The organism is Alteromonas sp. G4i13 (genome assembly GCF_054960505.1).
This window is the reverse complement of record NZ_JBHNYX010000020.1, coordinates 31748-45479: the sequence shown is the minus strand read 5'-3', so window position 1 is coordinate 45479 and position 13732 is coordinate 31748. Positions and strand designations below refer to the sequence as shown.

Annotated in this window: 9 protein-coding genes; 3 read left to right on the top strand and 6 right to left on the bottom strand. The window is 44.4% G+C overall.

Features of this window, described 5'->3' with window-relative positions; translation table 11 throughout:
- Nucleotides 1–478: 478 nt before the first annotated feature.
- Both fabV and ACFI6J_RS11550 read right to left on the bottom strand, forming a co-directional pair.
- The gene (gene fabV, locus ACFI6J_RS11555) at nucleotides 479–1657 is read right to left on the bottom strand and encodes an enoyl-ACP reductase FabV (RefSeq protein ID WP_462557522.1); all 1179 of its coding nucleotides are present in this window, start codon (nucleotides 1655–1657) and stop codon (nucleotides 479–481) included.
- 299 nt (nucleotides 1658–1956) lie between these two features.
- On the bottom strand, nucleotides 1957–2577 hold the full coding sequence (locus tag ACFI6J_RS11550) for an FKBP-type peptidyl-prolyl cis-trans isomerase (protein ID WP_014950800.1): 621 nt from the start codon (nucleotides 2575–2577) through the stop codon (nucleotides 1957–1959).
- 233 nt (nucleotides 2578–2810) lie between these two features.
- Between ACFI6J_RS11550 and ppc the strand changes: the two genes are divergently transcribed.
- A complete protein-coding gene (ppc, locus tag ACFI6J_RS11545) occupies nucleotides 2811–5432 on the top strand; it encodes a phosphoenolpyruvate carboxylase (protein WP_039216389.1) in 2622 nt (873 codons plus the stop codon).
- Nucleotides 5433–5495: 63 nt separating this feature from the next.
- Here the strand turns inward: ppc and ACFI6J_RS11540 are convergent, their stop codons facing one another.
- On the bottom strand, nucleotides 5496–6527 hold the full coding sequence (locus ACFI6J_RS11540; RefSeq protein ID WP_342339987.1) for an alpha/beta hydrolase family protein: 1032 nt from the start codon (nucleotides 6525–6527) through the stop codon (nucleotides 5496–5498).
- Nucleotides 6528–6660: 133 nt separating this feature from the next.
- Here ACFI6J_RS11540 and ACFI6J_RS11535 point away from each other — a divergent pair, with 133 nt between their 5' ends.
- A complete protein-coding gene (locus ACFI6J_RS11535) occupies nucleotides 6661–7473 on the top strand; it encodes a hypothetical protein (protein ID WP_342339986.1) in 813 nt (270 codons plus the stop codon).
- A gap of 311 nt (nucleotides 7474–7784) precedes the next feature.
- Here the strand turns inward: ACFI6J_RS11535 and mdh are convergent, their stop codons facing one another.
- The gene (gene mdh / locus ACFI6J_RS11530) at nucleotides 7785–8723 is read right to left on the bottom strand and encodes a malate dehydrogenase (protein ID WP_014950802.1); all 939 of its coding nucleotides are present in this window, start codon (nucleotides 8721–8723) and stop codon (nucleotides 7785–7787) included.
- A gap of 237 nt (nucleotides 8724–8960) precedes the next feature.
- On the opposite strand from mdh, the gene argR reads away from it, so the two are divergent.
- Nucleotides 8961–9425, top strand: coding sequence for a transcriptional regulator ArgR (argR, locus tag ACFI6J_RS11525; RefSeq protein WP_014977468.1), 465 nt, complete (start codon nucleotides 8961–8963; stop codon nucleotides 9423–9425).
- A gap of 84 nt (nucleotides 9426–9509) precedes the next feature.
- Here argR and ACFI6J_RS11520 read toward each other — a convergent pair whose 3' ends face one another.
- Nucleotides 9510–10193: a type 1 glutamine amidotransferase domain-containing protein gene (locus ACFI6J_RS11520; RefSeq protein ID WP_014977469.1), complete on the bottom strand. Its 684-nt coding sequence runs from the start codon at nucleotides 10191–10193 to the stop codon at nucleotides 9510–9512.
- Nucleotides 10194–10381: 188 nt separating this feature from the next.
- Nucleotides 10382–13591: a TonB-dependent receptor gene (locus ACFI6J_RS11515; protein ID WP_014977470.1), complete on the bottom strand. Its 3210-nt coding sequence runs from the start codon at nucleotides 13589–13591 to the stop codon at nucleotides 10382–10384.
- Between the last annotated feature and the right edge of the window lie 141 nt (nucleotides 13592–13732).

Below are 13732 nucleotides of genomic sequence, written 5' to 3'. Positions count from 1 at the left end.
TGCATGACCGCAGAAAACCTGCCTGTCAGCATGCAAAAGCGCACTATTAACAGGTGTAGAACACCTTTTCGTTGTTGATTGATGGAACTTGCTGCAATTGCTACGGTCAGCCTGTTATGAAGCCGTAACGCATAATTCCTTTTGCGGACGCTTAATTCGCCCTTTCTTTATAGACCACCAGCAGAAATTTACGCTTATTATTGTTTTTGTGTAGCTGCAATCGCTACTGCTGTTTTGGTAGAGGCAGAAAAGACCCCTACTTAATTTCGGGATTTTAGCATTAACCTATACGTTTGTGCCACGCTATTTCTAGATAAAGGCAAATTTTTCTACAATTTAATGTAAACCTTTGGTCTTATTCATTTACATTTTGCAAATCCATATGCCGTATCAACTTGTAATCAGGTACAAAAAAGCCGTCAAATCAGACGGCTTTTGCGCATATAAGCATTAGGTTAATTAATGGTAAGTTTAGGTTTTACCAATTAACCATTGGGTCAACTTCACTGTCGTAATCAACACTTGAAATGTCAAAACCGAACAGTTTTAAGAACTCATGGTTGTAACCTTTGTAGTCACTTAAGTCATGAAAGTTCTCTTGTGTCACTTGATCCCATAGCGCCTTAATTTTTGCCTGTGTTGCGTCGTTAGTTTCTTTGCCATCCATGCGATAGCGATTTGCTTCATCTAACGTTGGTGTATTGCCGAACAGGCACTGTGTAAACAAGCCATAAATCTGCTCAATACACCCTTCGTGGGTGCCTTCCTCTTTCATCACCTTGTAAATAAGTGAAATATACAAAGGCATTACAGGAATGGCTGAGCTTGCCTGCGTTACCAAAGCTTTTAATGAACTCACGTTCGCCTGTACATACAGGTCGCTGTTTTTACCAATAATGGCTGCGGCAGCGCGATCCAGGTCTTCCTTCGCTTTACCAATCGTCGCTTGACCATAAATAGGCCATGTTAGTTCTTTACCGATATAGGTATATGCGGTGGTTTTACAGCCTTCAGCAAGCACATCGGCTTCACGTAAAAAGTCCATCCAACGCTCCCAGTCTTCCCCACCCATAACTTTAATGGTGTTAAGGATCTCTTCGTCGTTGGCTGGCTCTAGCGATACCTCATGTACTTTGTCTTTATCAGTATCATAAGTTTTTGTGGTGTACGCCTGCCCTACAGGCTTAAGCGTAGATTTATACGTTACACCTGTTTCTGGGTCGGTTCTACGCGGGGATGCAAGGCTATAAATGACCAAATCAACCTTGCCCATTTCAGCTTTGATTTTTTCGATGGTTTCATTTTTGATTTCATCGGAAAACGCATCGCCATTAATAGTTTCTGCATACAAGCCTTTTGCTTTGGCTTTTTCGTGGAATGCAGCGGTGTTGTACCAACCGGCAGTACCCGTTTTGCGTTCCGTTGGTGCTTTTTCAAAACACACACCCAACGTTTTAGCGCCATAGCCAAACGCAGAAGTAATGCGTGATGCTAAGCCGTATCCCGTTGAGCTACCAATAACCAATACATTTTTAGGGCCTTCGCCTAAGTCACCTTTTGCTTCTACATAAGCAATTTGTTCTTCAACCGCTTTTGCACAGCCTACCGGGTGCGCGTTTGTACAAATGAAGCCTCTCACTTTAGGCTTGATAACCATAATAATTTTCCTTATTTGAGCGTGGGGCTATTGTAATGCCGAAGCCACTGATAACAACTCGGAGCAGATGAAACCTAGCATATCGCAAACGCAAGGCGACACCAATGAAACAACGTGCCAAATTTAGGTTTGCTTTGTATTTACGAGAAAAGACAGAGAAGAAAAGAGATAGGAAAAAGAAACATTAGGCCATATCGCTAAATTTAACGAAGTGCGGGCTAGTTTTTAAAACGTTATGAACTATGAATAAGAAAAGATGGAACACAGGTGTACAGAACTGCACACCTGTGAACAACACATTAACCTAGAACGTCTAGAAGCTCTACGTCAAAGATAAGCGTGCTGTATGGTGCAATAGCTGCGCCCGCACCTTGCTCACCGTAAGCAAGATCATGTGGCACGTATAAACGGTACTTAGCACCTACTTTCATAAGTTGAAGTGCTTCAGTCCAACCTTTAATAACGCCGCCTACTGGGAATTCAGCTGGCTGTCCGCGCTCGTAAGAGCTGTCAAAAGTGGTACCGTTGATAAGTGTACCGTGGTAGTGAACACGTACAGTGCTAGCCGCAACTGGCGTTTCACCGTCACCTTCAGCGATAACTTCGTACTGAAGACCAGATTCAGTAACGGTTACTTCGTCACGCTTCGCATTTTCTTCAAGGTACTTTGTGCCTTCTTCAATAACCGCTTTGCTAGCTTCTTCTTTAGCCGCTTGCATACGCTTGTGAATTTCGCCGAACGCATCACGTAGTGTGTCGTTATCAACCTGAGGCGCTTGACCTGCGAAGGCGTCTTTTAGGCCAGCTACAACAGCGTCAATCGCTAGTCCGTCAAACGGATTTGATTGTAATTGTTGACCCATTTGAAAACCAATGCCGTAACTTGCTTGGGTTTCTACTGTATTGAATGTGTCAGTCACAAGAACTCCTGAAATTAAATTACAAATGCAGTACAAATTTCAAACAAAACGCATAACGCGAGAATGTTTCTGCATTTTCCGGTGCAAGAGTGTACCACACCATAAAATATCTTGCTTTGAGCAATGTTAACTAGGGTGCAAAAGTATCAAAATGTTGTAAATTATAACCGAAAGTGGTTAGACAAGTCGCAAAGGACACAGTATGGTTAGGCCCATATATTTAGGAGGAAAGCATGCAAACACACTACGATGCTGAACTGAAAGATACCGTTCGATACCTTGGTAAAACCCTTGGTGAAACAATCAAAAATCAATTAGGTCAGGAGTGGCTAGACCGTATTGAAAAGATTCGAAAAGGCGGCCGAGCTTCTTATCAGGGAGACGCTACTTGTAGCGAAGAACTGAAAGAAACTTTCAAAACAATGTCTGACAGCGATTTGCTTACTGTTGGCCGTGCCTTCGCACAATTCTTGAACTTAGGTAATATTGCCGAGCAAGAATACAACGCAGCAATGAATGTTGATGCATCGATAGATGCACTGTTCAAACACCTAGATAAAGCTGAGTTAACCGCAGAGAAAGTTCAAGATGCGGTTGCTAAGCTAAACATCGATCTTGTACTGACCGCGCATCCTACTGAAGTTACGCGCCGTACACTTATCCACAAACATAAAGAATTGGCGAACTGCCTTCAGGCCATTCACCAAGAATCGCTTAATGACGTTGAGCGTAAAAAAATTGAAACCCGCATTGCCGACCTTATTGCACAGGCTTGGCACACTGAAGAAATTCGTTCTGTACGCCCTACACCTGTTGATGAGGCGCGCTGGGGCTTCTCGGTTATTGAAAACTCATTGTGGGAAGCGGTACCTGATTTCATGCGCGAGCTTGACGGCCGTTTAAATGAAGATTATGAGGTTTCACTGCCGCTAGATGCTTCTCCTGTTCAATTTAGTTCTTGGATGGGCGGCGACAGAGACGGTAACCCATTTGTAACGTCAAAAGTGACTGAGCAAGTACTCTTACTTGCCAGAAAGCGTGCAGCCAAACTTTTCGCTATTGATCTTGATCGCTTACAAGTTGAGCTTTCAATGTACGACTGCAACGACGCGTTACGCGAAAAAGTCGGCGACGCCAACGAGCCATACCGCGCCCTTCTTCGTCCACTCGTTGACAAGTTCATCGCAACCCGCGATGGCATTAGCGACTACTTAGCAGGTAAGAACCCAGATACTTCAAACTGGATAGAAAGCGACGATGAGCTAATCGAGCCGTTAATGCTTTGCTACCAGTCATTGTTAGACTGCGGTATGCAGGTCGTGGCAAACGGACTGTTACTAGACACTATTCGCCGTGCTCGAGTATTCGGTATTCACCTTCTGCGCCTTGATGTACGTCAGGACTCTGAGCGTCACGCAGACGTCTTTAGCGAACTCACTCGCTATCTTGGTCTTGGTGATTATGCTCAGTGGAGCGAAGCCGACAAGCAAGCTTTCTTATTACGCGAGCTTGGCTCAAAACGCCCGCTTTTCCCTGCGCAATGGGACGCGTCTGACGACGTGAAAGAAGTGCTTGATACCTGTAAGGTAATTGCGAAGCACAGCAAGCACGGCTTTGGTATTTATATCATCTCTATGGCCAGTGAGCCGTCAGATGTCATGGCCGTACAGCTTCTACTTCAAGAAAGTGGTGTAGATTGGCCTATGCCAGTGGCACCATTGTTCGAAACGCTAGACGATTTGAACAACTCACCTGACGTAATGCGCAAACTTCTGTCTATCGACTGGTATCGCGGTTACGTTAAAGGCCGTCAATTCGTTATGATCGGTTACTCTGATTCAGCGAAAGACGCTGGTGCATTGGCTGCTGGCTGGGCACAGTATCAGTCGCAAGAAGCATTGGTTGCCATTGCTGATGAGTTTGACGTAAGCCTGACCCTATTCCACGGACGTGGCGGTACAATTGGCCGCGGTGGATTGCCAGCACACGCGGCTATTTACTCACAACCTCCTGGCTCACTAGAAGGCGGTTTCCGCGTAACAGAACAAGGCGAAACTATTCGCTATAAATTCGGTATGCCTAAGCTGGCTAAACGCAGCTTGGGTATTTACGCTAGCGCTATAATTGAAGCCATGTTATTCCCGCCTCCGGCACCAAAAGAAGAGTGGCGAGAGCTTATAACTGCAATGGCAGCCCAAGGTCGCGATAACTACCGTGCAACCGTGCGTCACGATAAAGAGTTCGTACCTTACTTCCGTGTTGCAACGCCAGAGCAAGAGTTAGGCAAACTCCCACTAGGTAGCCGACCTGCGAAGCGTAAGCCTCAAGGCGGTATTGAGAGCCTACGTGCGATTCCATGGATATTTGCTTGGGCACAAACCCGTTTGGTACTGCCAAGCTGGCTAGGCGTTATGCGTGCTATTGATAGCGTGAAGACCCCTGAGAATGAGAAAGTGGTTAACGAGATGTTCAGCGAATGGCCATTCTACCGTTCACGTCTTTCTATGCTAGACATGGTGTTCCATAAAGCTGACCCACGTATTAGCGAAGCTTATGACGAGCGCTTGGTACCAAAAGAGCTTAAACACTTTGGTGAAGCATTACGTAGCGAGCTTAAAGAAAGCATCTCGTCACTCTTGGCTATCACAGGCGATGACGACATTATGAAGAACGACCCGCAGGGTAAAGAGTCGATGGAGATCCGTGCAGGATACCTTCAGCCACTTCATTACCTGCAAATTGAGCTTTTAGATCGTATCCGTAAAGCCGGTGACGATGCACAGAACACCAGCCTAGAACGCGCCATGATGGTAACTATTGCCGGTATTGCCATTGGTATGCGTAACACAGGTTAAGTACGCTAACCCTTTAAATTAAAGAGGCCCGCTTCGTATTTCGTTGCGGGCTTTTTTATTGCGTTATTGAAAGTGCACCGCTAACCAACTATTGATTTCGCTTTCCACTTTATCGCGATAGAAAGTTAAACTATGATCGCCGTTTTCGTAAACAACCAGCTTATGCGAGTGGTTATTGTCTTTTAGATGCTGTGCCGCCTTAAGCGAATGTGAAACATCAACGCGCATATCTGCGCTTCCGTGCACTAGCAAAATAGGTACATCAGGATTTAGCTCATCAATCCATTTTACCGCTGAGCGTTCATCAAGGGCTTTTGTTTGGTTTTGCTCCATATTCGGAACAAGTTTATTAAGCAGCGCCTGCATGTCTGGACGGCGCGCCACAGTTGTATGCAAATCAGACGGGCCTGCTACAATCACTGCGCTGGCAATGTCACTTGTGTTCTTTCGAAGCGCCTGCCATGTCATCATGCCGCCACGACTCACGCCATATAAGGCAATCTTGTTAGAGTCGACATTAGGTAACTGTTTGGCTATTTCAATCAGTCGCAAAACGTCGTTTACATCATCGCCGCCAAATTCATCTTTACCTTGGCTAAATTTAGCACCGCGGTAGTTACTCGCTAAGACAATATAACCCTGCTGCGCAAGCGGCATTAGACGCTCAACCACGGCTATGCGCGTTACATTATGTTTATGGTTACCACCGCGATTATAAATAATCACGGGGAGTTTTTTGTCACCAACATGCTTTGGCGACACCATAACACCTGAAATTTTCAATCCATCCGACTCGTATTCAATCCACTGGGCACTTGTATCCTTCATGAGTGCATTGAACTTTTTAGGATTGACCGCTTTTTGCCATCGATCCACAAACGCAACTTTTTGATTATTACTTTGCACATGTGCTAACCATGCCTTGTAATCGGTAAAGGGAAGTGCATCGCCTTTGAGCGTTAATGCTTCAGGCAACTGAGCAAACGCAGTGTCTGCCAATGACGCCGTATTGCTTGTTGCCGCAACCGTATTGGCGTTAATGCATAAACTAAAAAATGTGATGGAAAGTAAACTAGCGCATTTAAAAAAAGTCATAACACATCCTTGTTTAATTCGAACAAAAAGAGCTTCAAGTCACTAGTAAATAACGAATGTATTTGTGACTCAACAAAATACGCATATAGTTAGTAACAAAATTTGTACCCCATACATTTTAAGGGAATAAAAAGTGCGAACATTTTTACTACTAACCTTTTCTACTTTGCTTTTGCTTTCGTTTAATAAGCTCTCTTTCGCAAGCACAATGGAATTACCCCCGGGTTTGTGGGAAGGCATAAGTCAAGATGAAACGACATTTAGGTTGCTTCAAATACAAGAAAGTGGCGAACACAGCTTTTTTGAAATCGCCATCCCAGGAGGCTTCAAAAAAATGCGTCGCACACCGTTTACCAATGACGACATCACTTGCATAGAAAACCGGTGCACAATTAAAACAACGATCGAAGGTGATGTTACACGCACGCTTACTCTTTCGCCTCACTTAGATAACGCTTTTAACGTATTAGAGTCGAGCTATAAGGACAAAGAAAGTTATATTTCTCAGACTTATCTAATCGTTAAACAGGAAGCAAAGTCAACGCCGAGAAAGTTTTTAGAAAACCGCAAGCAGATACTATCTAATGCAAAGCAGCATATCGCTAATCATCCTTTTGGCACTTGGATTGGTGTTATGCAGTATTTAGATAGACCCGAATTAGCTTTACTCGAATTGTACGAAAGCGAACGAGGCTCACTGCGCGTTTATAGAAAAGGGGAAGACGCATTTAGGGAAGTCCAATCACCATTTACTGCTGACGATGTAAGCATAGATGCTCGAGTCATCGAAATTGAAGCTTCCCACACAACTTTCGCTTCAAAGATTATCCTATTCGTTCTTACGGACAACATGATTTCCGGCTATACATACGCATTACACAAAGGCTACCCAGTCGCGATGGGCCCAATAAAGTTGTTTAGAATAGAGCCATTACAGACACAGTAAGTCAATTAGGAAATAAACTTATTGCTAGCTATGGGTAAAATGCTTAATTGGCGGTACTTTAATAAATAGGCGCTTCTGTGCCTAGGATGCCGCGACAAAGCCTACAAAGACGCAACAAAAAAGGCTGGATACGTAAGGTCGTAACAGACTGCTCTTTTCTAAAAAAACTTCAGTGATTAGGCTATTGAGATATTCGGAGTTGGCGGGGCTTTGATAAGTAGGCTCTCCACCGCAGGGATGCGGTGGCGAAGCCTACAGGGAAGTATTCACGGCGTGCCTACGTTCAAAGGCCTGCCAATGACACTCACCAATTAGCCGTTTACGAAGTCTACGCCTAGCTTGATGTCGCCACGTAGGCCTTCAAGCATGTCGTTTTTCGCTTTTTCTTCAAATGCGCTTAGCTCGCCGTATGGCAAGATTTCTTCAACACCGTTTGCGCCTAGGCGAACTGGATGTGCAAAGAATGCTGCGTCGTCGCTGTCGTCAGTTTGTACATAAGTGTACTCAACAACGTTCTCACCTTGCATTGCTGCAACTAGAGATAGACAGAAGCGTGCCGCTGCTTGACCCATTGATAGGGTTGCAGAACCGCCGCCCGCTTTAGCTTCAACAACTTCAGTACCCGCGTTTTGGATACGAGTAGTTAGGCTAGCAACTTCTTCGTCTGTGAACTCTACGCCTTCAACTTGTGAAAGTAGAGGAAGGATAGTTGTACCAGAGTGACCACCGATTACCGGTACGTGCACAGAAGATACGTCTACACCTTTAAGTTCAGCAACAAACGTTTCAGCACGGATAACGTCTAGTGTCGTTACACCGAAAAGCTTATTCTTGTCGTAAACGCCTTTTGCTTTAAGCGTTTCAGCTGCAATAGCAACAGTAGTGTTAACTGGGTTAGTGATGATACCAACACACGCGTTCGGGCAGTTATCAGCTACACCTTCGATTAGGTTTTTAACAATGCCGGCGTTGATGTTGAATAGATCAGAGCGATCCATACCTGGCTTACGAGGCATACCCGCTGGAATTAGAACAACGTCTGCTCCAGTTAGTGCATCAGCTAGGTCATCTTTACCGTGACCGGTTACTTTTACCGCAGTGGGGATGTGGCTCAAATCAACGGCAACACCAGGAACAACTGGCGCTACGTCGTAAAGCGCTAAATCTGAACCTGCTGGCAATTGTGTTTTCAACAACAAAGACAGCGCCTGACCAATACCACCGGCAGCACCTAACACGGCTACTTTCATACCATTTCTCCTATGGGATTACTTCACGTATTTAAACGGAACGTCACACTAATGCAACGCGGGGGAAAACTCAATCACCGGATCGTCTTATTAACGTTATTTATGGCGATTTTATCTCGATATTCATTATCATGAATGATTATGCAAAGAAATTGCGCAAAGTCTACCTGTACGGCACAATATACGCATACTAAATATAATTCCTAACGATAACCCTCAAAAAAGAAAAGAGCGCTAATGGCAAACGCAAAACAAGAGCTACTCATCAAAGCTTTTAAAGAAATTCTTAAAGCAGAAAGTTACGGTTCACAGGGTGAAATTGTTGATGCATTAAAAGCACAAGGCTTCGACAATATCAGCCAGTCTAAAATCTCTAGAATGCTAAGCAAATTCGGCGCGGTACGCACGCGAAATGCCCGAGGTGACATGGTGTATTGCTTGCCTCCAGAGCTAGGTATGCCTACGGCTAAAAGCCCTCTTAAACAGCTAGTACTGGATATCGTTCACAACAACGTAATGGTAATCATTAGAACCAGCCCTGGTGCTGCACAGCTTATTGCTCGTCTACTTGATTCATTGAGTAAAAAAGATGGCGTATTAGGGACGATTGCGGGTGATGACACGATTTTTATTGCCCCTGCTGACGTGACAAGAATTGAAGAATTAAGACAACGCGTTGAAGATTTATTTGAAAACGTTTAGCCATGGCTCCAAAAGCTGACAATCAAAAAATAAGAAACCGCATACAAGATGCGGTTTCTGACTCGGTAATTAACTGAAGCTTTCCTAAGATAAAAGCTTAATTAGCGCATCTGCTGCGGGGCGTGACGATGGTGGATTCTGTCCCGTTACCAACAAGCCATCAGTACACACTTTTACGGCGAAATCGTCGGCACTTTCATATTTTCCACCCTTTTTGACTAGCTCATCTTCAACTAAGTAAGGCACTACGTCAGTGAGTTCCATTGCCGCTTCTTCGCTGTTTGAAAATCCAGTTACCTGTTTACCATCAACTAAGTACTTGCCATCTGGAGTTTTAACGTCCTTAAGCACGATTGGAGCGTGGCACACTGCACCAACAGGCTTATTCGCTGCAATTGTGTCTTCGATTAACTTAATCGAGTGCGCGTTGTCAGAAAGGTCCCACAAAGGGCCGTGACCGCCCGGGTAAAATACGGCGTCAAATTCTTCAGCACGCACATCTTCAAGCGGTATGGTCGACGCCATTGCACTTCGCGCCAGTTCATCTTTTGTATATCTTATTGCGTCGTCTGTCATCGCATCATCTGCAAGGCTATTTGGGTCGATAGGTACTTGGCCTCCCATTGGCGACGCAAGGGTAATCGTATAGTCTTGATCTTTAAATGCGTAATATGGCGCTGCGAACTCTTCTAACCACATGCCTGTTTTCTTACCCGTATCACCCATTATTTCATGAGACGTCATTACCATTAGCATACGTTTTGTCATAAGCCCTCCTTGCGAGCATTTAAAAAATTTTCTCGTCAGTTAATTCGTGTAGTGGAGGGACTTAGATCATAAGCAAAGGCTATGCGCGGTAAGTAACAGGTGTGTGAGATAAATCGCAGACATAAAAAAGTGCCACTTCCTGTTAAGGAGAGTGGCACCTAACACTACAACTTTTTTAAACTAAGTAATTAGAAGTCGTATTTAATACCGAACTGAACTTGCCATACTGATTGGTCAAGCACTTCTAGGTTTTTAATACGTGAATCACTGTTCAAGTCAAAATATTCATATTGACCATCTACGATATTTGCAGAAACTACAGCACGCTCATATTCATAGCGAGTACGCTCGATGCGGCCCCAATCGTCATTCAGTAGGTTACCGAAGTTTTCTATATCAAAGAAAACCGTCAACTTATGCTCAGGGTAAAGCGCTGGTAGTTCTTGTTGAATACGCACATCAATGATTGTTGACCAGCGAGAGTTGTCGCCATTACGTTCAGCAATTCCACCCTTGTACTGAGCTAGCTCTGAACTATTAATATAGTCGATGAACTCTTGCTGAGCTGCTAGGTCACCACCAAATGAAGTTGCTGCAAACAATGGATCATTGATGCCATCTGGAACGTAAAGCAGGTGTCCTGCATCATCGTTACGGCTTTCACGCGCACAACGACCACCACCAACATCTAGCACACATGCGTTGTTTTCATCGAATGTGTAGCTATAAGGCTGGCCAGAGCGACGCTCGGCAAAGATTGAAACAGTCGTTTCATAGCCGTCAATTAACTCTTTCTTCCAATTGAAGCGCATTTTCCAAAGGTGCTCGGTCTGGAAGTTAGACGTGCCAGCTTGTGGTTGTTGACGATCATAAGCAGCAAAGTCGGAGTAGTTAGATGTCGCAGTTGAAGATGTACCATAGCCGATATCTTCTACGTCAGCATAAGTATAACTTGTAAAGAAGTCGAATGAGCCATAAGAGGTATCCCAAGCTTTTGAAGCAGACAAGGCGTATAATATTGAATCACCTTCATCAATTGAGCTTGTTACGATAGCTTCTGGACCTTCGCTACAGTCATAAACACCACGACCATCAGGCGCTGTACTAACTGGGTTTTCGCAGCGTTGATCATACCAGTAAGTAGCATTTTCAAGCTTGTTGTAAAGCACATCAGCAGAGAACAACCAACCTTCTAGTTCTTCCATCTCTGGCTCGTGCGCAACACCTAAGCTTACTTTCCAAGTTGTAGGTATATCAAAGTCATCTGCCAGCGCGTTCACATCGCCATCTGGGTCAATGTTAGCAAGCTGGTCAAGAATGTTCTGTGGAATGTACTGGCCTGTAGCAGCATCTGGTGTAGTAGGAACTTGGTATGTCTGACCAGAACCAAAGTCTTGATAATTGTCAGAAATTACGCCGTCATTTGAGTAGCTGTTTGATACCCAAACGCTTGGCGCCCCACCAGAGAAGCGACCAATACCACCACGTACAGTTGTATAATCAGACGCATACCACTGGAATGACACACGAGGAAGAATTACATCCAGCCCATCAACATCATTGGTGTTTGAATAGCCGTAGCGGTCTACAAAGTTTTGGTTCTCGCGGATAGAGCCTTCAGCTTCATACCAGTCATAACGGATACCAGCGTCAATAGTTAACTCAGCTGTCGCTTCCCAAGAATCTTGGAAGTAAAGTGAGTTGTAGTTGTAACCCCAGATCGCACGAAGGTCGTTCTCATCGTTTGTAATAGCATTATTGTAAAGCAGCGCAGAAGCTTCAGCATTTGCAAGGTCTTCTAGGCTGTTAAATAGGTATGAACCTTCAGAGTTTTGTGCAAATAGGTTATTTACGTCAACTTCTTCACGCTCATAACCAAACTTCATGATATGGTCGCCAGTTGTGTAAATACCAACTAGTTTAACTTGGAAGAAGTCCTGATCAAGAGAGTTACCGTGACGGAAGCGGTCTGGACCAATCGTCAAGTAATTTTCATCGCCATCGACTTCACGTAGGAAAACGGCAAAGTTAGGGAACTCAGAACCATTTAGCGACTCTTGGCCTGTAGCTTGCGTTGTTTTTGCTACTTTGAACTGTGTAGAGAAGTCTGAAGTCCAGTCAGAGAAGACGTGTGCAATGAAACTTTCAACCTTTTCTGAGCGGTCATACCACGCAGAAGATGCGCCAAGTACTTCGTCTTGCGCTAGGAAGTTGTTACCATTTTGCTCATTGATTGAGTTACCGTCGGTAAGCATATAAGTAAACTTAGCGCGGTGATCATCGTTGATATTCCAATCGATATTTGCAAGAACTTTCTCGTCTTGTACATCGTCTTTCTGGAAGTTGCCTATGTCAAAGCCCCAAACGTCAGAAACGATTTGAGAAACTTGGGCAACATCATCTAGCGTGATATTTGGAACTTCATTAACGGCGCCTGACCCAGCAGGCCCACGATTAAGCGGTGCTACAGATTCAAATTTATCGTAAGCTACAAAGAAAAAGAGCTTATCTTTTATTAACGGACCACCTAAAGTGGCAACAAACGTTTCTTCTTCGAAATCAAGATTGAATTCTTCATCACCATTGTTATCGCCAGCGAATGAATCGTCAGTGTAATAGTAACCAACTGAGCCGTGGAATTCGTTCGTGCCTGATTTGGTTACAGCGTTGATTGTACCACCGGTAAACCCGTTATACTCAACGTCAAACGGCGCGGTCTGGATTGACAAAGATTCAATTGCATCATAAGAAATTGGAGAGCGCTGAGTAGGGTAACCGTTAGCGTTAAGGCCGAAACGGTCGTTTAATGCTACACCATCCACTGTCAAAGAATTGAACTTATTATTCGCACCCGCAATGCTAAGCTCTTTTGAACCACCGCTTTGAACGTTTACTGATGCAAAAGGGTCAAGTTGAGCCGCATCTGTAATATCACGGTCAATCGATACTACTTGCTGAAGCGCTTGAAGACCTAGACTTGTGCTAAGAGCTTCATTAGTATACCCAGTGCCTGCAGTACTACCAGTTACAGTAATAACTTCAGTGCTACGAGACGACTCAAGTTGAATTGGAAGATCCAACGCTTGGTCTAGAGAAAGATAAACGTTTTCTACTTTCGCAGGAACGAAACCATCACCTGAAATAGTGATAGTATAAGGGCCACCCACGCGAAGACCGCGCGAAGAAAAAGTGCCGTTTTCATTTGTGGTCGCGACCGAGGAAGTACCTGTTGGTTCGTGTTTAATTGTGACTGTCGCGCCAGAAAGGTCTGAGCCAGCTTCAGTGACAACATTGCCTCGAATAGACGACGTTGTTGTCTGTGCCGTGGCTGTACCAGCCAAACCTGCAGCAACAGCAACAGCGATCGCTACGCGACTTAGCTTTGCTTTGAAGTTCATGTGTGTGTTTCCCTTTTGTTTAAAATTCTTTTTTACTCGGCCTAGTGTAGTGCAAAAAGTACTACATAAAACCTATGACTTTCACTGAACCCGACAAATTGTCGTAAAGGTTCGTGTCAAATTTATTACAATTTTATATTT

Coding starts and splice junctions, on each gene's coding strand:
- ACFI6J_RS11540 (WP_342339987.1), bottom strand. CDS start 6,527: ATGACTTTTTTTAAATGCGCTAGTTTACTTTCCATCACATTTTTTAGT.
- ppc (WP_039216389.1), top strand. CDS start 2,811: ATGCAAACACACTACGATGCTGAACTGAAAGATACCGTTCGATACCTT.
- fabV (WP_462557522.1), bottom strand. CDS start 1,657: ATGGTTATCAAGCCTAAAGTGAGAGGCTTCATTTGTACAAACGCGCAC.
- ACFI6J_RS11520 (WP_014977469.1), bottom strand. CDS start 10,193: ATGACAAAACGTATGCTAATGGTAATGACGTCTCATGAAATAATGGGT.
- ACFI6J_RS11515 (WP_014977470.1), bottom strand. CDS start 13,591: ATGAACTTCAAAGCAAAGCTAAGTCGCGTAGCGATCGCTGTTGCTGTT.
- mdh (WP_014950802.1), bottom strand. CDS start 8,723: ATGAAAGTAGCCGTGTTAGGTGCTGCCGGTGGTATTGGTCAGGCGCTG.
- argR (WP_014977468.1), top strand. CDS start 8,961: ATGGCAAACGCAAAACAAGAGCTACTCATCAAAGCTTTTAAAGAAATT.